A 22553-nucleotide genomic window follows, 5' to 3' on the forward strand; every position below is an offset into this window, starting at 1 on the left:
CCTCCGGCTATGCCGGAGGATATTTATTTCCTCTTCACTAGTGCTATTCTTCGCGCCAGATTTTTCATCATTGAGGTTAATTTCATGACGACTCATGACCGTGTGCGCCAGCAGTTACACGCGCTTGAAGCGCTACTGCGTGAACATCATCACTGGCGGATGGACGAGCCAGCGGAGCATCTGTTTACCAGCACGCAGCCTTTTTGTATGGATACCATGGAGCCGGTCGAATGGCTGCAGTGGGTGTTGATTCCCCGTATGCATACCCTGCTTGATAATGCGCAGCCGCTGCCGCAGGCTTTTGCCATCGCACCGTATTACGAAATGGCGCTGACGGCCGATCACCCGCAACGTGACATTCTCCTGACGGCATTGCAGGAACTGGATGCGCTATTTACAAGTGATAACGCCTGATGCTGGAGATCCTCTATCAGGACGAATGGCTGGTTGCGGTCAATAAACCTTCTGGTTGGCTGGTTCACCGCAGTTGGCTCGACCGCGATGAGAAAGTGGTGGTGATGCAAACGGTGCGCGACCAGATTGGTCAGCACGTGTTTACCGTCCACCGGCTCGACAGGCCGACCTCCGGCGTGCTGCTGATGGGGCTGTCCAGCGAAGCCGGGCGTTTGCTGTCTCAGCAGTTTGAACATCATCAAATGCAGAAACGCTATCATGCGATTGTGCGTGGCTGGCTGATGGACGACGCCGTGCTGGATTACCCGCTGGTGGAAGAGCTGGATAAGATAGCCGATAAATTTGCCCGCGAGGATAAAGAGCCGCAGCCTGCGGTCACCCATTATCGCGGTCTGGCGACGGTTGAAATGCCGGTGGCGACCGGGCGCTATCCCACCACCCGTTACGGGCTGGTGGAGCTGGAGCCTCAGACCGGTCGTAAGCACCAGCTCAGACGCCATTTGGCTCACTTGCGCCATCCGATAATTGGCGACAGCAAGCATGGTGATTTACGGCAAAACCGCAGCGCCGCAGAGCATTTCGGCTGTCAGCGCTTGATGCTGCATGCCAGCCAGCTTGAGCTGACTCATCCCTTTACTGGCGAACCGCTGGTTATTCGCGCCGGGCTGGATGAGGTCTGGATGCAGGCGCTATCACAGTTTGGCTGGCGCGGACTTCTCCCTGAGAATGAAAGGGTTGAGTTCAGCGGGCTGTCAGGTCAGGATGAACAGATAGATTCTTAAGTCCCTGGAGATAAAGGTTATGGCGGAAATTGGAATTTTTGTCGGCACGATGTATGGAAACGCGCTGCTGGTTGCCGAAGAGGCCGAGGCGATTTTAACTGCGCAGGGCCATAAAGCTACGGTATTTGAAGACCCGGAGCTTACCGACTGGCAGGCTTATCAGGATAAATATGCATTGGTGGTGACCTCAACGACCGGGCAGGGCGATCTGCCGGATAGCATCGTGCCGCTGTTTCAGGGAATCAAAGATAATCTCGGTTTCCAGCCTAATCTGCGTTATGGCGTCATTGCGCTTGGCGACAGCAGCTACGTTAATTTTTGCAATGGCGGCAAGCAGTTCGATGCGCTGTTACAGGAACAAAGCGCGCAGCGCGTAGGTGAAATGCTGCTGATTGATGCCAGCGAGCATCCTGAACCGGAAAGCGAATCTAATCCCTGGGTAGAAAAATGGGGAACCTTGCTTAAATAATCCCTCGCCCGCACGGGCATGCACCCCCCTCATTAGAAAACCGTAGGCCGGGTCAGGCGAAGCCGCCACCCGGCAATAAAACCCCAATTACGTGAACTAACTTCCACTGCTTTGGGCTTATGCCCCAAACAACTTCTCACTGCCTCCCTAATGTTGTGTTCATGCACGGTGAGGGAAAGTGGCACTCCTTCATATACTTTTCCCGTCAGTTCCCGGAATGGCAGCGAGTCAGAATAAAACGGCCCTGAGCTGTACCAAAACTGCCACACACTAACCTCTCATTCTGATCACCCTACAGGTGCTGTACAGAATGAACTGGCGCAAGCCAGGATTCAGGAGTGCAACAATGAGTTCATTAAGTCAGGCGGCGAGCAGCGCGGAAAAACGCACTAACGCTCGCTACTGGATAGTGGTGATGCTGTTTATCGTCACATCCTTCAACTACGGCGATCGCGCCACCTTATCCATTGCCGGTTCGGAGATGGCCAAAGACATTGGCCTGGATGCGGTAGGCATGGGGTATGTATTCTCCGCTTTCTCATGGGCGTATGTCATCGGCCAGATTCCCGGCGGCTGGTTGCTCGATCGCTTCGGCTCCAAACGTGTTTATTTTTGGTCCATTTTTATCTGGTCCATGTTTACCCTGCTGCAGGGCTTCGTCGATATCTTTAGCGGCTTTGGAATTATCGTCGCGCTGTTTACCCTGCGTTTCCTCGTGGGGTTAGCCGAAGCCCCCTCCTTCCCCGGCAACAGTCGTATTGTGGCGGCGTGGTTCCCGGCGCAGGAAAGGGGCACGGCGGTCGCTATCTTTAACTCGGCGCAATACTTTGCCACCGTTATCTTCGCACCAATCATGGGTTGGCTGACCCATGAAGTGGGTTGGTCACATGTGTTCTTCTTTATGGGCGGTCTCGGGATTGTTATCAGCTTTATCTGGTTAAAGGTGATTCATGAACCAAACCAGCATCCGGGCGTAAACCAAAAAGAGCTGGAGTACATTGCCGAAGGCGGGGCGCTGATCAATATGGATCAGGCGGCCGCCAAAGCTAAAGTACCGTTCAGCGTGAAGTGGGGGCAGATCAAACAGCTGCTGGGTTCACGGATGATGATTGGTATTTATATCGGCCAATACTGCATTAACGCGCTGACCTACTTCTTTATCACCTGGTTCCCGGTTTATCTGGTGCAGGCGCGTGGTATGTCTATTCTGAAAGCCGGCTTTGTTGCCTCGGTCCCGGCCATTTGCGGATTTGCGGGCGGTGTGCTCGGCGGCATTATTTCCGACTGGTTGATGCGCCGTACCGGTTCACTGAATATCGCGCGTAAAACGCCAATCGTCATGGGGATGCTGCTATCGATGGTGATGGTGTTCTGTAACTACGTCAACGTCGAGTGGATGATCATTGGCTTTATGGCGCTGGCCTTCTTCGGCAAAGGCATCGGCGCGTTGGGATGGGCGGTGATGGCCGACACCGCGCCAAAAGAGATCAGCGGTCTGAGCGGCGGCCTGTTCAATATGTTTGGCAACATTTCCGGCATCGTCACGCCAATTGCCATTGGCTACATTGTGGGCACTACCGGCTCGTTTAACGGCGCGTTGATTTACGTAGGGGTACATGCGCTGATTGCGGTCGTCAGCTATCTGGTGCTGGTGGGTGATATTAAACGTATCGAACTGAAACCTGTCGCAGGACAATGACGATGACAACACAATCGAGTCCCATTATTACCGATATGAAGGTCATCCCAGTGGCCGGGCATGACAGCATGCTGCTCAATATTGGCGGTGCGCATAACGCATACTTTACCCGCAATATCGTGGTACTCACCGATAACGCTGGCAATACCGGGGTTGGTGAAGCGCCGGGCGGTGAAGTGATTTATCAGACGCTGGTGGATGCAATCCCACAGGTGTTGGGACAGGAAGTCGCGCGTCTGAATAAAGTGGTTCAGCAGGTGCATAAAGGCAACCAGGCCGCTGATTTTGACACGTTTGGTAAAGGCGCCTGGACCTTTGAACTGCGGGTTAATGCGGTGGCCGCGCTGGAGGCCGCATTGCTCGATCTGCTGGGCAAGGCGCTCAACGTGCCGGTCTGTGAACTGTTAGGACCCGGCAAACAGCGCGATGCGGTCACTGTGCTCGGCTATCTGTTCTACGTAGGCGATCGCACGAAGACCGATCTGCCGTATCTGGAAAGCACGCCGGGCAACCATGAATGGTACCGCCTGCGTCACCAGCAAGCGATGACCCCGGATGCGGTGGTGCGTCTGGCGGAAGCCTCGCAGGATCGCTACGGTTTTAAAGATTTCAAACTCAAAGGCGGCGTACTGCCAGGCGAGCAGGAAATCGACACCGTACGCGCGCTGAAAAAAAGCTTCCCGGATGCGCGTATTACGGTTGATCCCAACGGGGCCTGGCTGCTGGATGAAGCCATCTCTCTGTGTAAAGGGCTGAACGATGTTCTGACTTATGCAGAAGATCCGTGCGGTGCCGAACAGGGTTTTTCCGGTCGCGAAGTGATGGCCGAGTTCCGCCGTGCGACCGGCCTGCCGGTGGCGACCAATATGATCGCCACCAACTGGCGTGAGATGGGCCATGCGGTAATGCTGAACGCTGTGGATATTCCGCTGGCCGATCCGCACTTCTGGACCCTTTCCGGCGCGGTGCGCGTGGCACAGTTATGCGATGACTGGGGCCTGACCTGGGGCTGCCATTCCAACAACCATTTTGATATTTCGTTGGCGATGTTTACCCACGTCGGTGCAGCGGCACCGGGCAACCCGACGGCTATCGACACCCACTGGATCTGGCAGGAGGGCGATTGCCGTCTGACCAAAAATCCGCTGGAGATTAAAAACGGAAAAATTGCGGTACCTGATGCGCCCGGTTTGGGCGTGGAGCTGGATTGGGATCAGATACAGATAGCCCATGAGGCCTATAAGGCGCTGCCTGGCGGCGCACGTAATGATGCAGGCCCAATGCAGTATCTGATTCCCGGATGGACTTTTGACCGTAAACGTCCCGTTTTCGGCCGCCACTAATTTTGAATAAGGATTTAATTATGAGCGCACAATTTACTACCCCCGTCGTGACCTCTATGCAGGTGATCCCGGTTGCAGGTCATGACAGCATGCTGATGAACCTGAGCGGTGCCCATGCCCCGTTCTTCACACGTAATATTGTGATTATTAAAGATAACTCTGGTCATACCGGGGTAGGGGAAATTCCTGGCGGCGAAAAAATTCGTCAGACTCTGGAAGATGCTATTCCGCTGGTGGTGGGGAAAACGCTGGGTGAGTACAAAAACGTGCTGAACGCGGTACGCAATACGTTTGCCGATCGTGATGCCGGTGGCCGTGGTTTGCAGACCTTCGATTTACGTACCACTATTCATGTGGTTACCGGGATCGAAGCGGCGATGTTGGATCTGTTAGGTCAGCATCTGGGCGTCAACGTCGCATCTCTGCTGGGCGATGGTCAGCAGCGTAGCGAAGTCGAAATGCTGGGCTATCTGTTCTTCGTTGGTAACCGTAAAGCGACGCCGCTGCCGTATCAAAGCCAGCCGGATGAGAAATGCGATTGGTATCGCCTGCGTCATGAAGAGGCGATGACCCCGGATGCGGTAGTACGTCTGGCGGAAGCCGCGTATGAGAAATATGGTTTCAACGACTTCAAACTGAAAGGCGGCGTACTGGCCGGGGAAGAAGAAGCGGAGTCTATTGTCGCGCTGGCGAAACGCTTTCCACAGGCGCGCGTCACGCTCGATCCCAACGGCGCATGGTCGCTGAATGAAGCGATTAAAATTGGTAAGTACCTGAAAGGATCGTTGGCCTATGCGGAAGATCCGTGCGGCGCCGAGCAGGGCTTCTCCGGTCGTGAAGTGATGGCGGAGTTCCGTCGAGCTACTGGCTTGCCGACCGCCACCAATATGATCGCCACCGACTGGCGACAAATGGGGCATACGCTGTCGTTGCAGTCCGTGGATATCCCGCTGGCGGACCCGCATTTCTGGACCATGCAGGGTTCTGTTCGCGTGGCGCAGATGTGTCATGAGTTCGGGCTGACCTGGGGCTCTCACTCTAACAACCACTTTGATATTTCGCTGGCGATGTTTACTCATGTCGCGGCGGCAGCGCCTGGGAAAATTACCGCTATCGATACCCACTGGATCTGGCAGGAAGGTAACCAGCGCCTGACCAAAGAACCTTTTGCAATCAAGGGCGGTATGGTGCAGGTTCCGGCGAAACCGGGCCTGGGCGTGGAGCTGGATATGGATCAGGTGATGAAAGCGCATGAGCTGTATCAGCAACATGGACTGGGTGCACGTGATGATGCGATGGGAATGCAGTATCTGATCCCGAACTGGACGTTTGATAATAAGCGCCCGTGCATGGTACGCTAAGCGAACTGGGACCGATCCCACAAAGTGGAGCGGTTTTCCTCCTGGTGTATGCTTAACACAGTCAACATGCGTAAGGATGCTTTATGAAAATAGTGATCGCACCGGATTCCTATAAGGAAAGTTTGAGTGCGCTTGAAGTGGCAACGGCTATTGAACTGGGATTCCGTGAGATTTGGCCTGAGGCGGAATACGTGAAGATCCCGGTTGCGGATGGCGGTGAGGGAACGGTCGAAGCGATGGTTGCCGCAATGCAAGGTCACCTTGTGCATGTTGATGTTACCGGCCCTTTGGGCAATACAATTCAGGCTTTTTATGGTTTATCCGGCGATGAGCGCTCGGCGTTTATTGAAATGGCAGCCGCCAGCGGGCTGGAGCAGGTTCCTGCGAATTTACGCGATCCGCTGAAAACCACCTCCTGGGGAACCGGGGAGCTAATTCGTCATGCGCTGGATGCGGGCGTGGAACATATCATCATCGGGATTGGCGGTAGCGCCACCAATGATGGCGGTGCTGGTATGGTGCAGGCGCTGGGCGCAAGGTTGCTGGATGCGCAAGATGAAGATATTGCCCATGGCGCGATGGGCCTGGAATCGCTCGCCCGAATTGATATCTCGCAGTTAGATCCGCGTCTTGCCGGATGCCGTATCGAAGTGGCCTGCGACGTCACTAACCCGTTGACCGGTAAAGAAGGAGCCTCAGTGGTCTTTGGTCCACAAAAGGGGGCGACGGCGGAGATGATTCCGCGTCTTGATCGGGCGCTTACGCACTATGCGCAACTGATCGCACGCGATCTGGACGTCAATGTGCTGGAGCTGGTCGGCGGTGGCGCTGCTGGCGGTATGGGGGCGGCGCTGTATGCGTTTTGCGGCGCACAGCTACGCCGCGGTATTGAGATCGTGACGGATGCGTTACGCCTGGATGCCTGCGTTGCGGATGCGGACTTAGTGGTGACGGGGGAAGGGCGTATCGATAGCCAGACTATTCACGGTAAGGTTCCGGTTGGCGTGGCGAAGATCGCAAAGCGTTACAACAAACCGGTGATCGGCATTGCCGGTAGCCTGACGGCGGATGTCGGTGTCGTACATGAGCATGGGCTGGATGCGGTTTTTAGCGTCATCTATACCATTTGTTCGCTGGATGAGGCGCTGAAGAATGCGAGTGAGAACGTACGAATGACGGCGCGCAACGTGGCTGCGACGCTGAAAGCGGGCCAACTGTTACGCTGAGTTGTAGGCCGGATAGGGCGGTCACGCCGCCATCCGGCGAATATCAGCCCAACAACTTCTTCGCTTCGCGCGCAACGTTGTCCATTTCATCCAGCAGCTCTAAAAATTCTGGCTCCAGCTCTTCTTCTTTAGTCCCGCTACGTAATTGTTGCTCAATGAGCTGGCACAGGTTTTTCATGCGGGGGACGCCGCTATAGCCGCAACTACCGTGCAGCTTATGAATCATATCCACCAGACCTTCAGGGTTTTCGCCTACCAGCTGTTCTTCAATTTTGTTGCGTACTTCGGGTAGGAAATCGAGCAGCATTTGCAGCATATCCCGCGCCAGATCGTTTTTCCCCGCGGCTTGTCTTAATGCCAGTTGCCAGTCGAGCGTGGTATTCAGATTGACGACCGGCTCCAGAGGTTCAACCGCGAGCGCCCGAAGCGATGTGGTCGCGCCAGGTTTGTAGCGTAACAGGAGATTGTGCAGCTTATCTTCTTCGATAGGCTTCGCCAGGTAATCATTCATCCCGGCGCTGAGCAGTTTCTCTTTTTGCCCGGCCATCGCATGCGCGGTAACCGCAATAACCGGCGTTTGTTGTTGATGAGGCAACTGGTGGATCAGCTCGCAGGCGCGAATACCGTCCATGTCGGGCATCTGAATATCCATCAGGATCAGATCAAACTGCATCTGTTTGGCACGATCCACCGCCTGGTGTCCACTGTCGCAGAGCACGACGTGCTGTACCTTATCTTCCAGCAGTGCGCCAATCAGCTTGAGGTTTGCCGGGTTGTCGTCCACCGCCATAACGGTCATGGCAATTTTGCTCTCATCTGGCAACGGCTGATCCGCGCTGTAGTTCAACTGGCAATACTCTGTCAGCGCAGGCAGCAGACGGGTTGAGGTGAGAGGCTTCAACAGACACGCCGCTGCGCCGCCTTGTTTCAATTTCTCGGCGTTAATCTGCGCGTGACAGGGCAGGGCTAATAACAGGAAATCGGTCATCGCCGCTGCGCTTGCCAACCGCTCATGTTGCATGGTGAGCGGTTCGCGTAAAGTGACCGGAATGCCAATCAGCAGAATATCGTAGTGATCCTTCGGCAGCCCGGAGAATGAAGGGCTGTAAATCACCTCCAGCGGCGTTTCACTTAATATATCTAACGTGCATTGCGCGGCAGTGGCGTTAGGTTCGACATAGGCCAGTCGTTTACCCGCAAGGCACCGGGTTGTCGAGCGATCGATGAGAACGTTAGGGTTGAGATCGAGACTGATATGGAACCAGAAGGTGGAGCCCCGGTTTGGCTGGCTGTGGAAGGAAATATCCCCGCCCATTTCGTTGACCAGTTTTTGCGTAATGACCAGACCCAGTCCGGTACCGCCATGGCGGCGGGAAATACTGGCGTCCGCCTGACGGAAGGCCTGGAACAGGCGTGACTGATCGCGCTCAGGGATACCGATGCCGGTATCGCGGATTTGCACTTCAATTTGTACTTTCGTGTTACTGAGGGCGCGTTTCTCGACCAGAATGTCGATATTACCGCCCTCGGTAAATTTGATGGCATTGCCGACCAGATTGGTAATGACCTGCTGTAAGCGCAGCGGGTCGCCGATGACGTTGTCCGGCACATCATTCTTAATATTCAGCGTCAGCTCAAGCCCTTTATCATGGGATGAGTGCGCTAACAGCGTGACGACGTCATCCAGCGTGCTGCGAAGCGGGAATGGGATGCTTTCCAGAATGAGCTTGCCCGCTTCCAGTTTGGAGAAATCGAGAACATCATTGATGATGGCCAGCAGATTGTTGGCCGATCGCTCAATCGTATTCAGGTGATCGCGCTGCGTGGTGTTAAGCTCGGTTTTCAGCGTCAGGCGCGTAAAGCCAATCACGCCATTCAGCGGGGTGCGTAGCTCGTGCGACATGTTAGCCAGAAACTCAGACTTAATTCGGGCCGCCTCCTGGGCGCGTTTTTTCGCCAGATCCAGTTCGACGTTCTGGATTTCCATCTGCTCCAGCGTTTCACGCAGGTCGGAAGTCGCCTGATCGATATTGTGCTGCATCTCTTCATGGTAGGCTGCAAGAGACATCGCCATCGAGTTGATACCGTTTTTGAGCATATCCAGCTCGCCCAGCATGAAACCCTCCACACGGCTGTCGAGCTGCCCTCTACGTATACGGTCAACGGTATTCACCATGTTGCGAATCGGGCCGGTTACGTCGCGCATCAGACGCCAGCCGAAAATTAACGCAATACCAATACAAAACAGCATCATTACGCTGGAGATAAAGATCTCTTTATATTGCTGCAGTCGAACCGACTTGAGGTCCAGCTCAAGCGCTACATACCCCAGCATGTTTTGCGTATTTTTGGCGTCGCTTATGGCAGATTCATCCGGCGAATAGCTTTCCGATATAATTGGAGTTCGTAGGATCATGATATCCCCGAGCCGGGTGACGCTCAGCTTACGGGGAAACGGTGAACCGGTCGCCAACTGCATTTCAGATGGATCGAGATGAAAATTGGAGGTGACAAACAGCCGGTTATTCTCGTCATAGACAGAAATTGCCCGCACGATATCGGAATGGCGGCGATGCAGTACGCTGATAAGCTGGCCAATGGATTCCCTGTTTTGCAGGTTCATGCCATATTCGCTGGAGACCGCCAGTGGCTCTATGATGCTGGCGCCGGCATCTTCCAGTTGACGCTGCAAGTCGTTATAGCGATGCACAACAAAAAAGATACTGAGCAGCAAACCAATCAGGACGGTCGGGGCCAGGATCAGAATCATCATGCGTGCGCGCAGGCTGTAGTTGGTCATGGAGTTCCGTTATGGGACAATTAGGGTCACACTGTTAAATAGAGAAATATCTCGTCGATGGCGCAATTCTACTCTGCAAAACGACGCGTGACGACGCGTCAGATCATAACCGTTACCGTCAATGACCTCGATCCTTTTGGTCAGGGTGTCGCTCGCCATAACGGAAAGGCGTTGTTTATACCGGAATTGCTACCCCAGGAAAGCGCAGAGGTGGTGATTACCGAAGATAAAAAACAGTTCGCCCGCGCGCAAGTAAAACGACGTTTAAACGACAGCCCGCAGCGTGAAGTGCCACGTTGCCCGCATTTTGGCGTCTGTGGCGGTTGCCAGCAGCAGCACGCCAGCATCCCGTTGCAGCAGCGTAGCAAAAGCGCGGCGTTAGCGCGTTTAATGAAATGTGAAGTGTCGGATATTATCGCTGATACTCCATGGGGCTATCGTCGTCGCGCACGTTTGAGCCTTAACTATCGGCCAAAAGAACAAAAATTGCAGATGGGGTTTCGCAAATCCGCATCCAGCGACATTATTGATGTCAAACAATGCCCTATTTTGGTGCCCCAACTTGAAGCGCTATTGCCCCATATCAGGGCGTGTCTGGAGAGTTTGCAAGGGTTACGTCATCTGGGGCATGTTGAACTGGTGCAGGCAGGGAGCGGCGCGTTGATGATTTTGCGCCACACGGCACCATTAAGTGCTGCGGATAAAGAAAAACTGGAATGCTTTTCGCATTCTCAGGGGCTGTCTTTGTTTCTGGCCCCGCAAAGCGAGATACTTGAATCAGTATCAGAAGAATCGCCCTGGTATGACTCAAATGGACTACGGTTAAGCTTCAGCCCGCGTGATTTTATTCAGGTCAATGCAGGGGTAAACCAAAAAATGGTCGCCTGCGCGCTGGAATGGCTGGATGTGCGACCTGAAGATCGCGTGCTCGATCTGTTCTGCGGTATGGGGAATTTCACCCTGCCGCTGGCAGTAAGGGCAGCAAGCGTGGTAGGGGTTGAAGGGGTTCCGGCGCTGGTCGAAAAAGCCCGGGAAAACGCGCTGAATAACGGATTACACAACGTGACATTCTTTCATGAAAACCTTGAGGAGGATGTTACCCGGCAGCCGTGGGCGAAAAACGGATTCGACAAAGTGTTGCTCGATCCTGCGCGTGCGGGGGCTGCCGGTGTAATGCAACATATTATAAAATTAGAACCTATACGCGTTGTTTATGTATCCTGTAACCCTGCAACGCTGGCTCGTGACAGCGACGCTTTGCTCAACGCGGGATATGCCATACGGCGACTGGCGATGCTCGATATGTTCCCGCACACTGGACACCTGGAATCAATGGTCCTGTTTGAGCGTTTGTAATGAAATTTGTACCCATTGGATTTCGGGTTGTAATGCAGCATGAAAGACAATGGGTAAGGCTTGTCGACTTCGACAGGCCTGGCCCCTAAAGGAGAGGACAATGGTTGCGGTAAGAAGTGCACATATAAATAAAGCTGGTGAGTTTGATCCCAAGAAATGGATCGCGAGTCTGGGAATCTCCAGCCAGCAGTCGTGTGAACGCTTAGCCGAAACCTGGGCGTACTGCCAGCAGCAAACACAGGGACATCCTGATGCAGATCTGCTGTTATGGCGTGGCGTGGAGATGGTAGAAATACTCTCTATGTTGAGTATGGACATCGACACACTGCGTGCAGCAATGCTGTTTCCTCTGGCGGATGCCAACGTGGTCAGTGAGGATATCCTGCGTGAAAGCGTGGGTAAATCGATTGTGCATCTTATCCATGGTGTGCGCGATATGGCGGCGATACGCCAGCTGAAAGCCACGCATACCGACTCAGTCTCTTCTGAGCAGGTCGATAACGTCCGCCGTATGCTGCTGGCAATGGTGGATGATTTCCGCTGCGTGGTCATCAAGCTGGCAGAGCGGATCGCGCATCTGCGTGAAGTGAAAGACGCGCCGGAAGATGAACGCGTTCTGGCGGCAAAAGAGTGCACCAATATCTATGCGCCGCTGGCCAACCGTTTGGGCATCGGGCAATTAAAATGGGAGCTGGAAGATTACTGCTTCCGCTACCTGCACCCGGCCGAATACAAACGCATTGCCAAGCTGCTGCACGAGCGTCGTATCGATCGCGAACACTATATTGAAGAGTTCGTTGGACATCTGCGCTCAGAGATGAAAACGGAAGGCGTCAAAGCCGAAGTGTACGGGCGTCCGAAGCATATCTACAGCATCTGGCGAAAAATGCAGAAAAAGCAGTTAGCCTTCGATGAGCTGTTTGATGTGCGCGCGGTGCGTATCGTGGCGGAGCGCTTACAGGACTGCTATGCCGCGCTCGGGATAGTACATACTCACTATCGCCATCTGCCGGATGAGTTCGATGATTACGTCGCTAATCCGAAACCCAACGGCTATCAGTCAATCCATACGGTTGTACTGGGACCGGGTGGAAAAACCATTGAAATCCAGATCCGCACCAAACAGATGCACGAAGATGCCGAACTGGGCGTGGCGGCACACTGGAAGTACAAAGAAGGGACTGCATCAGGCGCGGCGCGTTCTGGGCATGAAGACCGCATTGCGTGGCTGCGTAAGCTGATCGCCTGGCAGGAAGAGATGGCGGATTCCGGCGAAATGCTGGATGAAGTCCGCAGCCAGGTCTTCGATGACCGGGTTTACGTCTTTACGCCAAAAGGTGACGTTGTGGACTTACCTGCAGGCTCCACGCCGCTGGACTTTGCGTACCACATTCACAGTGATGTAGGGCATCGTTGCATTGGCGCGAAAATTGGTGGGCGCATCGTGCCGTTTACCTACCAGTTACAGATGGGCGATCAAATTGAAATTATCACCCAGAAACAGCCAAACCCAAGCCGTGACTGGTTGAACCCTAACCTTGGCTATGTAACCACCAGCCGTGGTCGTTCGAAGATCCACGCCTGGTTCCGTAAACAGGATCGTGACAAAAACATCCTTGCGGGCCGCCAGATCCTCGACGATGAGCTTGCGCACCTGGGCATTAGCCTGAAAGAGGCGGAAAAACATCTGCTGCCGCGCTACAGCTTCAATGAACTGGATGAACTGCTGGCGGCGATTGGCGGAGGAGACATCCGTCTCAACCAGATGGTGAACTTCCTGCAGGCGCAGTTTAATAAGCCGAGCGCTGCTGAGCAGGATGCTGCCGCGCTGAAACAGCTTCAGCAGAAAACCCAGGCGCCGCAGAGTCGCCGTAAAGACGATGGTCGCGTCGTGGTGGAAGGGGTTGGTAACCTGATGCACCACATTGCCCGCTGCTGCCAGCCGATTCCTGGCGATGAAATCGTTGGGTTTATCACTCAGGGGCGCGGTATTTCCGTGCACCGGGCCGATTGCGAACAGCTGGCAGAGCTGCGTTCACACGCGCCGGAGCGGATTGTTGATGCGGTATGGGGCGAAAGCTACTCGGCGGGATATTCGCTGGTGGTTCGCGTCCAGGCCAACGATCGCAGCGGTTTATTGCGTGATATCACCACCATTCTTGCCAACGAGAAAGTGAACGTGCTGGGGGTTGCCAGCCGGAGCGATACCAAACAACAGTTGGCCACCATCGATATGACCATCGAAATCTATAACCTGCAGGTGCTCGGGCGCGTGCTTGGTAAGCTGAACCAGGTGCCGGATGTGATCGACGCGCGGCGGTTGCACGGTAATTAATACGAACGTAGGCCGGATAAGGCGAAGCCGCCATCCGGCCTACAGTTATTCGAATCTCCAGGATTTTCACATGAACCAAATCGATCGACTGCTCGGTATTATGCAGCGCCTGCGCGACCCGGAAAACGGCTGTCCGTGGGATAAAGAGCAGACATTCGCCACTATTGCCCCTTACACCCTCGAAGAAACCTATGAAGTACTGGATGCGATTGCGCGTGAAGACTTCGACGACCTGCGTGGAGAGCTCGGCGACCTGCTGTTCCAGGTGGTGTTTTACGCCCAGATGGCGCAGGAAGAAGGCCGTTTTGATTTCAATGATATCTGCGCCGCCATCAGCGATAAGCTTGAACGCCGGCATCCGCATGTATTCGCTGATGTTTCTGCCAGCAACAGTACTGAAGTGCTCACCCGCTGGGAGCAAATTAAAAGCGAAGAACGCGCCGAGAAAGCACAGCATTCCGCGCTCGATGATATTCCCCGCAGTTTACCGGCGCTAATGCGCGCCCAGAAAATCCAGAAACGTTGCTCTAATGTTGGCTTCGATTGGAAAACATTAGGACCGGTTGTCGACAAGGTTTATGAAGAGATCGACGAAGTCATGTTTGAGGCAAAGCAGGCTGTTGTCGACCAGGCTAAACTGGAGGAAGAAATAGGAGATCTGCTGTTTGCCACAGTCAACATGGCTCGTCATCTGGGGAAAAAAGCCGAGACTGCGTTACAAAAAGCGAACGAGAAATTTGAACGACGTTTTCGTGAAGTTGAGCGAATTGTCGCTGCACGCGGTCTGGAAATGACGGGTGTTGATCTGGAAACGATGGAAGAAGTCTGGCAACAGGTAAAACGGCAGGAAATTGATCTCTAAGGGATTTCGTCGGTCAAGGGCGTTTTGTGTGATTTTTTAAATAACAAGCGCTTGATTTACGTCAAAAACATTTACCCCAAAGGGGCTATTTTCTCACTCCCGATGTTAATGTGAGCCTGGTGAAGAGGAGGGATAATGAAAGTTTGTGGCGCTCGTCATGTTCGGGTATACTACTTTCCCGTCTTGGTAATTCCATCGTTTCACCCTAACTTCTCAGGTCCAGCATGACAACGAACTATATTTTTGTGACCGGCGGGGTCGTATCCTCTCTGGGAAAAGGCATTGCCGCAGCCTCCCTCGCAGCCATTCTTGAAGCCCGTGGCCTCAACGTGACCATGATGAAACTGGATCCGTACATCAACGTCGATCCGGGTACTATGAGCCCAATCCAACACGGGGAAGTGTTCGTTACCGAAGACGGCGCTGAAACCGACCTGGACCTGGGTCACTATGAGCGTTTCATCCGTACGAAAATGAGCCGCCGCAACAACTTCACCACGGGTCGTATCTACTCTGACGTTCTGCGTAAAGAACGCCGTGGCGACTATCTGGGCGCTACTGTTCAGGTTATCCCGCATATCACCAACGCAATTAAAGAGCGCGTTCTGGAAGGCGGTGAAGGTCATGATGTTGTTCTGGTCGAAATCGGCGGAACCGTTGGGGATATCGAATCTCTGCCGTTCCTTGAAGCGATTCGCCAGATGGCCGTAGAAATTGGCCGTGAGCACACGCTGTTTATGCATCTGACGCTGGTTCCGTACATGGCGGCGGCAGGTGAAGTCAAAACGAAACCGACTCAGCACTCTGTAAAAGAGCTGCTTTCTATCGGTATTCAGCCAGATATCCTGATCTGCCGCTCCGATCGCGCAGTTCCGGCTAATGAACGTGCGAAAATTGCATTGTTCTGTAACGTTCCGGAAAAAGCGGTGATTTCTCTGAAAGATGTCGATTCCATCTATAAAATTCCGGGCCTGTTGAAATCCCAGGGCCTTGACGATTATATTTGTAAACGATTCAGCTTGAACTGTCCGGAAGCTAATCTGTCAGAATGGGAACAGGTTATCTACGAAGAAGCGAATCCGGCAGGTGAAGTGACTATCGGTATGGTCGGCAAGTACATTGAACTGCCGGATGCCTATAAGTCAGTGATTGAAGCGCTGAAGCACGGTGGTCTGAAGAATCGTGTCACCGTCAACATCAAGCTGATCGATTCGCAGGATGTCGAAACGCGCGGCGTTGAGATCCTGAAAGGTCTGGATGCTATCCTGATCCCTGGCGGCTTCGGCTACCGTGGTGTTGAGGGTAAAATCGCGACGGCGCGCTTTGCGCGTGAGAACAATATTCCTTATCTGGGCATTTGCCTGGGTATGCAGGTTGCGTTGATTGAGTTTGCGCGTAACGTAGTGGGTATGGACAACGCCAACTCCACGGAATTTGTGCCAGACTGTAAGTACCCGGTGGTGGCCCTGATTACCGAATGGCGTGACGAAGACGGCAACGTCGAAGTCCGTACCGAGAAGAGCGATCTGGGTGGCACCATGCGTCTTGGCGCGCAGCAGTGTCAACTGAGCGATGAAAGTCTGGTCCGTCAACTGTACGGCACGCCGACAATCGTTGAACGCCATCGCCACCGCTACGAAGTCAACAATATGCTGTTGAAACAGATTGAAGCTGCTGGTCTGCGTGTTGCAGGCCGTTCCGGTGATGATCAGTTGGTCGAGATCATCGAGGTACCGAATCATCCGTGGTTCGTGGCCTGTCAGTTCCACCCGGAATTTACTTCCACGCCACGTGATGGGCACCCGCTGTTTGCCGGCTTTGTGAAAGCCGCCAGTGAACATCAGAAGCGTCAGGCGAAGTAAGAAGTAAAAAGTTAGAACGGCAATGCACCCATTCGGGTGCATTGTTTGTCTGGAGTTTTAGTTTAACTTGTACTGAGGAAAACCTAATGTCCAAAATCGTTAAAATCATCGGTCGTGAAATCATCGACTCCCGTGGTAACCCGACTGTTGAAGCCGAAGTACACCTGGAAGGTGGTTTCGTTGGTATGGCAGCAGCTCCGTCAGGTGCTTCTACTGGTTCCCGCGAAGCACTGGAACTGCGCGATGGCGACAAATCCCGTTTCATGGGTAAAGGCGTACTGAAAGCTGTTGCAGCTGTTAACGGCCCAATTGCTCAGGCTCTGCTGGGTAAAGATGCTAAAGATCAGGCTGGCATCGACAAGATCATGATCGATCTGGACGGTACTGAAAACAAATCCAACTTCGGTGCAAACGCCATTCTGGCTGTGTCCCTGGCGAACGCCAAAGCAGCAGCTGCTGCTAAAGGCCTGCCGCTGTATGCGCACATCGCTGAACTGAACGGTACTCCGGGCAAATACTCCATGCCGGTTCCGATGATGAACATCATCAACGGTGGTGAGCACGCTGACAACAACGTCGACATCCAGGAGTTCATGATTCAGCCGGTTGGCGCTAAGACTCTGAAAGAAGCCGTACGTATGGGTTCTGAAGTGTTCCACAACCTGGCTAAGGTTCTGAAAGCTAAAGGTATGAACACTGCAGTTGGTGACGAAGGCGGCTACGCGCCGAACCTGGGTTCCAACGCTGAAGCTCTGGCTGTAATCGCTGAAGCGGTTAAAGCAGCTGGCTACGAGCTGGGCAAAGACATCACTCTGGCGATGGACTGTGCAGCTTCTGAATTCTACAAAGACGGTAAATACGTTCTGGCTGGCGAAGGCAACAAAGCATTCACCTCCGAAGAATTCACTCACTTCCTGGAAGAACTGACCAAACAGTACCCGATCGTGTCCATCGAAGATGGTCTGGACGAGTCTGACTGGGACGGTTTCGCATACCAGACTAAAGTTCTGGGCGACAAAATCCAGCTGGTTGGTGACGATCTGTTCGTAACCAACACCAAGATCCTGAAAGAAGGCATCGAAAAAGGCATCGTTAACTCCATCCTGATCAAATTTAACCAGATCGGTTCTCTGACCGAAACTCTGGCTGCGATCAAAATGGCGAAAGACGCTGGCTACACCGCTGTCATCTCTCACCGTTCTGGCGAAACTGAAGACGCTACCATCGCTGACCTGGCTGTTGGTACCGCTGCAGGCCAGATCAAAACTGGTTCTATGAGCCGTTCTGACCGCGTTGCTAAGTACAACCAGCTGATTCGTATCGAAGAAGCGCTGGGTGCACAGGCTCCGTACAACGGTCGTAAAGAGATCAAAGGTCAGGCGTAATCCTGTTCTTTAACTCTTAACGTAAAAACCCGCTGCGGCGGGTTTTTTTACGTCTTTAAAGCAGTAGCGGTAGGGTCGCACTCGCCGTTTGCTGGCTCACATCGCTGTACTTTTCATCCAGCGCAATCAGCGACGTGGTGAGCAGTTCCACTAACAGCATGACACCCACCTTGGCGTTTAGCGCACCAGCACTCAATGGACCTTCCGGTTTGGCTGCGACCAGTTGAATATCACTCAGCGAAGCCAGCGGACTACGCGGTGTATTACTCAGCGCCAGTACGCGTACGCCTTGCTTACGCGCCAGTTTAACCACATGCAGCAGGTCGCGGGTGGAGCCCGAACTGGATATCGCCACTACCAGCGTGTCTTTGCTTAGCGTTGTGGCGTTCATGGCTGCACGATGCATGTCGCTGAACAATTGCGCGGGTTTGCCGAGGCGCAGGAGTTTGTAATGTAAATATTCCCCCAGAATAGCGCTGGCCGCTACGCCATAAATTTGTACCGACTGAGCCTGATGCAGCGCCAGAGCGGCTGCTTCCAGTAATGTTCTGTCGAGTAATTTTGCCGTGTCCTGCAGCGCTTGCACGGATTCATTGACGACATTGTCAATCTCATCACCGCTGTGCTCTACCGGCTCTCCTTGCCGGAGATCGAGTGCCAGCGCCATCTTAAATTCGTTATAGCCCTTACACCCCAGCGTACGGCACAGACGCGTGACGCTCGCCTCGCTGGTGTCGCTTTCACGCGCCAGTTCGGTAATCGTCAGATAGACCACTCTTGCCGGATCGCTAAGCACAAACTCTCCCAGCTTTTGTTGAGTTCGACTATATCCATCAACGCCCTGGCGCAATCTCAGCAACAGGTTTTCATTTTCTGACATGCAAAATCCTTAATGCGTTTCTCTGCCGATAGTGTGGCGGAAAGCAGGGGAGAGATGCCAGTCATTTTAAAAAAGTATGATCGGCTTCCTGGTTTTTGATGGTAATTTTCATTTTTATAATTAATTATGGTAAAAATTTTCATCAATGATCGGGGAGATGAAAAAATGATGCAAATATTTAGCGGTGCTTCGTCAGGCGCATGGTTTGAAAAGGCGCAAAGGTTCGGCAAATCGTTCATGCTGCCGATTGCGGTATTGCCCGCAGCGGGGTTGTTGCTGGGGATTGGTGGGGCTTTGTCGAATCCCAATACGCTGACGGCCTACCCATTCTTGAATGTCGACTGGCTGCAGGCAATCTTCACGATTATGACCAGCGCGGGTTCTATCGTGTTTGCCAACCTGTCGGTGCTTTTTGCGGTTGGTGTCGCCGTGGGGCTGGCGAAAACGGATAAAGGCACGGCGGGCCTTGCGGCCTTGCTGGCATTTCTGGTGATGTATGCCACCATCAACGCTTTGTTAACGCTCAACGGAACGCTGGCGCACGAGAATCCAGGTGCTGTGGGCCAGGGGATGACGCTGGGCATTCAGACGCTGGAAACGGGCGTGTTTGGTGGGGTAGTGATTGGTCTGGTCACTTGCGCGCTGCATAGTCGTTTCAATAAAGTCTCACTCCCTCAGTTTCTTGGTTTTTTCAGTGGTTCGCGTTTTGTACCGATTATCAGCTCGCTTGCCGCGATTGTGGTGGGGGCGATCATGACGGTGGTGTGGCCGCATTTCCAGAAGCTCATTTTTGGACTGGGCGGTCTGGTGGATGCGACGGGCTATCTGGGGACGCTGCTGTACGGCTTCATCCTGCGTATGCTTGGTCCACTGGGTTTACACCATATTTTTTATTTGCCGTTCTGGACGACGGCGCTGGGCGGGAGCGAAATCGTCAACGGTCAACTGGTCGAAGGCACCCAGCGTATTTTCTTTGCCCAACTTGCCGATCCGAATACGCAGCAGTTTTATGCCGGTACCTCGCGCTTTATGTCCGGGCGCTTTATCACCATGATGTTTGGCCTGCTTGGCGCATGCCTGGCGATGTACCACACGGCAAAACCGGAGAACAGAAAGCTTGTCGCCGGACTGTTGCTGTCGGCTGCTCTGACCTCTTTCCTGACGGGCATCACTGAGCCTATTGAGTTCTCCTTCCTGTTTGTGGCTCCGGTGTTATATGTCATTCACGCCTTCTTCGATGGGCTGGCGTTTATGATGGCGCATATTTTACATATCACTATTGGGCAAACCTTTTCGGGTGGACTGATCGATTTCCTCCTCTTCGGCGTGCTACAGGGAGAAGCGAAAACTAACTGGATGTACGTCCCCTTGGTTGGGGTTCCGTGGTTCTTTCTTTACTACTTCACCTTCCGTTATTTGATTAACCGCTTTAACTGGCTGACGCCGGGGCGTGAGAACGCTGCCCAGGTGGAGTCCGGTCTGCCTCAGAGCGAACGCGCAGCGGCAATCATCGCCGGGCTGGGAGGCAAAGAGAATCTGGAAGAGGTGGACTGTTGCGCCACACGCTTACGCGTGACGGTGAAAGAGAGCAGCAAGGTAGATGAAGCGGGGCTGAAAGCGACCGGAGCGCGCGGCGTAATTATTCGCGGCAACGGTGTTCAGGTGATTTATGGCCCGCATGTCACCATTATTAAAAATGAAGTCGAAGAGATCTTATCGTGATGAAAACTGTACTGGATTCCCTGAAAGGTAAGTTAATTGTCTCCTGCCAGGCGCTGGAAAATGAGCCGCTGCACAGCCCGTTTATTATGTCTCGTATGGCGCTGGCGGCAGCGCAGGGCGGGGCGATAGGTATTCGTGCGAACAGCGTGGTAGATATTCGCGCGATCAAAGAGAGCGTCTCCCTGCCGGTAATAGGGATTATCAAGCGCGATTATCCGGGCAGCGAGGTGTTTATTACGGCCACCCTGCAGGAAGTGGATGAGCTGATGACCGTTGAGCCGGAAATTATTGCTCTGGATGCGACAGCGCGACCGCGCCCCGGTGGGCAAACGCTGGAAGAACTGGTCACGCAAATCCGCGCCCGCTACCCGTCCGTACTGCTGATGGCGGATATCGCCACCGTTGATGAGGCGGTAACAGCTGAGCGGCTGGGGTTTGACTGCGTGGGCACCACGCTCTATGGCTATACCGCGGACACTGCCGGGCATGTGCTGGCGGAAAACGACTGCGGTTTTTTACGTGAGGTGTTGGCGGCGGTCACCATACCAGTCGTGGCGGAAGGTAACGTCGATACCCCGGAACGCGCCGCACGTTGTCTGGCATTAGGCGCGCATACCGTGGTGGTTGGAGGCGCTATCACGCGTCCGCAGCAGATAACGGCACGCTTTGTCGCGGCGATCGCCTCGTAAAGCATCGATGGGGCATGATACTTTGGCGGGGATCTGCGATAATTAGCGTTTATCCCCATATTGAGAACGCTATGCAGTACCCGATTAACGAGATGTTCCAGACCCTGCAAGGTGAGGGTTACTTTACCGGCGTCCCCGCCATTTTTATTCGTTTACAGGGATGCCCGGTTGGCTGTGCCTGGTGCGATACCAAACACACCTGGGATAAGCTTGAGGATCGGGAAGTCTCCCTGTACAGCATCCTGGCCAAGACTAAAGAGAGCGATAAGTGGGGCGCGGCGAGCAGTGAAGATCTGCTGGCTGTTATTCAGCGTCAGAGCTATACCGCCCGTCATGTGGCGATCACCGGCGGTGAGCCCTGCATTCATGACCTGATGCCGCTGACTGACCTGCTGGAAAAGAACGGCTTTAGCTGCCAGATTGAAACCAGCGGTACCCACGAGGTACGCTGTACGCCGAATACCTGGGTGACCGTATCGCCAAAGGTAAATATGCGCGGCGGTTATGATGTGCTGTCACAGGCGCTGGAACGCGCGAATGAAATCAAACATCCGGTCGGCCGCGTTCGCGATATTGAAGCGCTGGATGAACTGCTGGCAACGTTGAGCGATGACAAGCCACGGATCATTGCCTTACAGCCAATCAGCCAGAAAGAAGATGCGACGCGTCTGTGCATTGATACCTGTATCGCGCGTAACTGGCGTCTGTCGATGCAGACCCATAAATACCTGAATATTGCCTGATAAATTCTGCCGGGTGGGCTACGCATCGCCATCCGGCAAAGTCACTATCACTCGCCGCGATACACGCAACCCGCCGTGCAGGTCTCTTTCACCATTACCGCGCTCAGCAGAGGGACAACAGGTTTAACCTGATCCCAAATCCATTTTGCCAGCACTTCGCTGGTTGGGTTTTCTAAGCCTGAAATATCGTTCAGATAGTAGTGATCGAGTCTGTCGTAAGTCGGCTTAAACGCCGCCTTTAACTCTGCGAAATCCATAATCCAACCGGTATGCGGATCGACTTCACCGGTAATTTCAAGACGCACCATAAATGAGTGACCATGCAGGCGACCACACTTATGCCCTTCCGGTACATGCGGCAGGCGGTGAGCGGCTTCGAAGGTGAAATCTTTAAACAAGGTGGTGGACATTTTTTACTCTCAAGAATGCGAAAAACCGCCGTAGGGTACCGTAAAGAGCAAATTTTATCATTAGTTAAAAGGGCGCAGAGTATCAGAACAATCCATTCATAAAGATAATGCTTAATAAATTTTTATATATCATAGGCTTATTAAATCGATTTTGCTGTTAATAACTATAACTAAAACAGGTTAGTTCATTTGGTTATTTGTTATTTCTATCCCTT

At 53.5% G+C, this 22553-nt stretch carries 18 protein-coding genes; 15 read left to right on the top strand and 3 right to left on the bottom strand.

The genetic code is table 11. The features are described from left to right. Positions 1 to 84 precede the first annotated feature (84 nt). The 7 genes from FDX04_RS12985 to FDX04_RS13020 all read left to right on the top strand — a co-directional run bounded on the left by FDX04_RS12985 (position 85) and on the right by FDX04_RS13020 (position 7294). Positions 85 to 414: a YqcC family protein gene (locus FDX04_RS12985; protein WP_042310722.1), complete on the top strand. Its 330-nt coding sequence runs from the start codon at positions 85 to 87 to the stop codon at positions 412 to 414. Then, positions 414 to 1196 carry a tRNA pseudouridine(65) synthase TruC gene (truC, locus tag FDX04_RS12990; RefSeq protein ID WP_137361251.1) on the top strand — a complete coding sequence of 261 codons (783 nt, stop codon included), beginning with the start codon at positions 414 to 416 and terminating at the stop codon, positions 1194 to 1196. The genes FDX04_RS12985 and truC overlap by 1 nt, the downstream gene beginning before the upstream one ends. 19 nt (positions 1197 to 1215) lie before the next feature. Continuing rightward, positions 1216 to 1665 (top strand): flavodoxin, encoded by a 450-nt coding sequence (locus FDX04_RS12995; RefSeq protein ID WP_137361250.1) that lies wholly within the window; start codon positions 1216 to 1218, stop codon positions 1663 to 1665. Positions 1666 to 2011: 346 nt separating this feature from the next. After that, positions 2012 to 3364, top strand: coding sequence for a galactarate/glucarate/glycerate transporter GudP (gene gudP, locus FDX04_RS13005; protein ID WP_061382367.1), 1353 nt, complete (start codon positions 2012 to 2014; stop codon positions 3362 to 3364). Between the two features lie 2 nt (positions 3365 to 3366). Beyond that, positions 3367 to 4707: an enolase C-terminal domain-like protein gene (locus FDX04_RS13010; protein ID WP_137361249.1), complete on the top strand. Its 1341-nt coding sequence runs from the start codon at positions 3367 to 3369 to the stop codon at positions 4705 to 4707. 20 nt (positions 4708 to 4727) lie between these two features. Next, the gene (gudD, locus tag FDX04_RS13015) at positions 4728 to 6068 is read left to right on the top strand and encodes a glucarate dehydratase (RefSeq protein WP_042310713.1); all 1341 of its coding nucleotides are present in this window, start codon (positions 4728 to 4730) and stop codon (positions 6066 to 6068) included. 83 nt (positions 6069 to 6151) lie between these two features. Further along, complete coding sequence (locus FDX04_RS13020; RefSeq protein WP_079226056.1) at positions 6152 to 7294, top strand: glycerate kinase; 1143 nt, start codon at positions 6152 to 6154, stop codon at positions 7292 to 7294. A gap of 43 nt (positions 7295 to 7337) precedes the next feature. Here FDX04_RS13020 and barA read toward each other — a convergent pair whose 3' ends face one another. Beyond that, positions 7338 to 10094: a two-component sensor histidine kinase BarA gene (barA, locus tag FDX04_RS13025; RefSeq protein ID WP_137349465.1), complete on the bottom strand. Its 2757-nt coding sequence runs from the start codon at positions 10092 to 10094 to the stop codon at positions 7338 to 7340. A gap of 57 nt (positions 10095 to 10151) precedes the next feature. Here barA and rlmD point away from each other — a divergent pair, with 57 nt between their 5' ends. From rlmD to eno, 5 genes are all read left to right on the top strand, one after another. Next, positions 10152 to 11450 (top strand): 23S rRNA (uracil(1939)-C(5))-methyltransferase RlmD, encoded by a 1299-nt coding sequence (gene rlmD / locus FDX04_RS13030; protein WP_042310710.1) that lies wholly within the window; start codon positions 10152 to 10154, stop codon positions 11448 to 11450. A gap of 100 nt (positions 11451 to 11550) precedes the next feature. Further along, the gene (gene relA / locus FDX04_RS13035; RefSeq protein ID WP_042310708.1) at positions 11551 to 13785 is read left to right on the top strand and encodes a GTP diphosphokinase; all 2235 of its coding nucleotides are present in this window, start codon (positions 11551 to 11553) and stop codon (positions 13783 to 13785) included. A gap of 70 nt (positions 13786 to 13855) precedes the next feature. Continuing rightward, complete coding sequence (gene mazG / locus FDX04_RS13040) at positions 13856 to 14647, top strand: nucleoside triphosphate pyrophosphohydrolase (RefSeq protein ID WP_137361247.1); 792 nt, start codon at positions 13856 to 13858, stop codon at positions 14645 to 14647. 224 nt (positions 14648 to 14871) lie between these two features. Further along, positions 14872 to 16509 carry a glutamine hydrolyzing CTP synthase gene (pyrG, locus tag FDX04_RS13045; protein WP_005130912.1) on the top strand — a complete coding sequence of 546 codons (1638 nt, stop codon included), beginning with the start codon at positions 14872 to 14874 and terminating at the stop codon, positions 16507 to 16509. Positions 16510 to 16595: 86 nt separating this feature from the next. Next, on the top strand, positions 16596 to 17894 hold the full coding sequence (gene eno / locus FDX04_RS13050; protein WP_042310706.1) for a phosphopyruvate hydratase: 1299 nt from the start codon (positions 16596 to 16598) through the stop codon (positions 17892 to 17894). A 55-nt stretch (positions 17895 to 17949) separates the two neighbouring features. Here the strand turns inward: eno and FDX04_RS13055 are convergent, their stop codons facing one another. Continuing rightward, positions 17950 to 18774, bottom strand: a complete 825-nt coding sequence (locus FDX04_RS13055) for a MurR/RpiR family transcriptional regulator (RefSeq protein WP_042310698.1) — start codon at positions 18772 to 18774, stop codon at positions 17950 to 17952. A gap of 165 nt (positions 18775 to 18939) precedes the next feature. Between FDX04_RS13055 and FDX04_RS13060 the strand changes: the two genes are divergently transcribed. The 3 genes from FDX04_RS13060 (at position 18940) to queE (ending at position 21928) form a co-directional block, all read left to right on the top strand. Then, positions 18940 to 20496, top strand: coding sequence for a maltose/glucose-specific PTS transporter subunit IIC (locus tag FDX04_RS13060; protein ID WP_137371055.1), 1557 nt, complete (start codon positions 18940 to 18942; stop codon positions 20494 to 20496). Beyond that, positions 20496 to 21185: an N-acetylmannosamine-6-phosphate 2-epimerase gene (locus tag FDX04_RS13065; RefSeq protein WP_061382359.1), complete on the top strand. Its 690-nt coding sequence runs from the start codon at positions 20496 to 20498 to the stop codon at positions 21183 to 21185. Before FDX04_RS13060 ends, FDX04_RS13065 begins: the two co-directional genes overlap by 1 nt. A 71-nt stretch (positions 21186 to 21256) precedes the next feature. After that, complete coding sequence (gene queE / locus FDX04_RS13070) at positions 21257 to 21928, top strand: 7-carboxy-7-deazaguanine synthase QueE (RefSeq protein WP_137371056.1); 672 nt, start codon at positions 21257 to 21259, stop codon at positions 21926 to 21928. A gap of 47 nt (positions 21929 to 21975) precedes the next feature. Here queE and queD read toward each other — a convergent pair whose 3' ends face one another. Next, positions 21976 to 22338 carry a 6-carboxytetrahydropterin synthase QueD gene (gene queD / locus FDX04_RS13075; RefSeq protein WP_137371057.1) on the bottom strand — a complete coding sequence of 121 codons (363 nt, stop codon included), beginning with the start codon at positions 22336 to 22338 and terminating at the stop codon, positions 21976 to 21978. Positions 22339 to 22553 lie beyond the last annotated feature (215 nt).

This window comes from Citrobacter sp. wls615, assembly GCF_005281355.1.
GTDB lineage: Bacteria > Pseudomonadota > Gammaproteobacteria > Enterobacterales > Enterobacteriaceae > Citrobacter > Citrobacter werkmanii.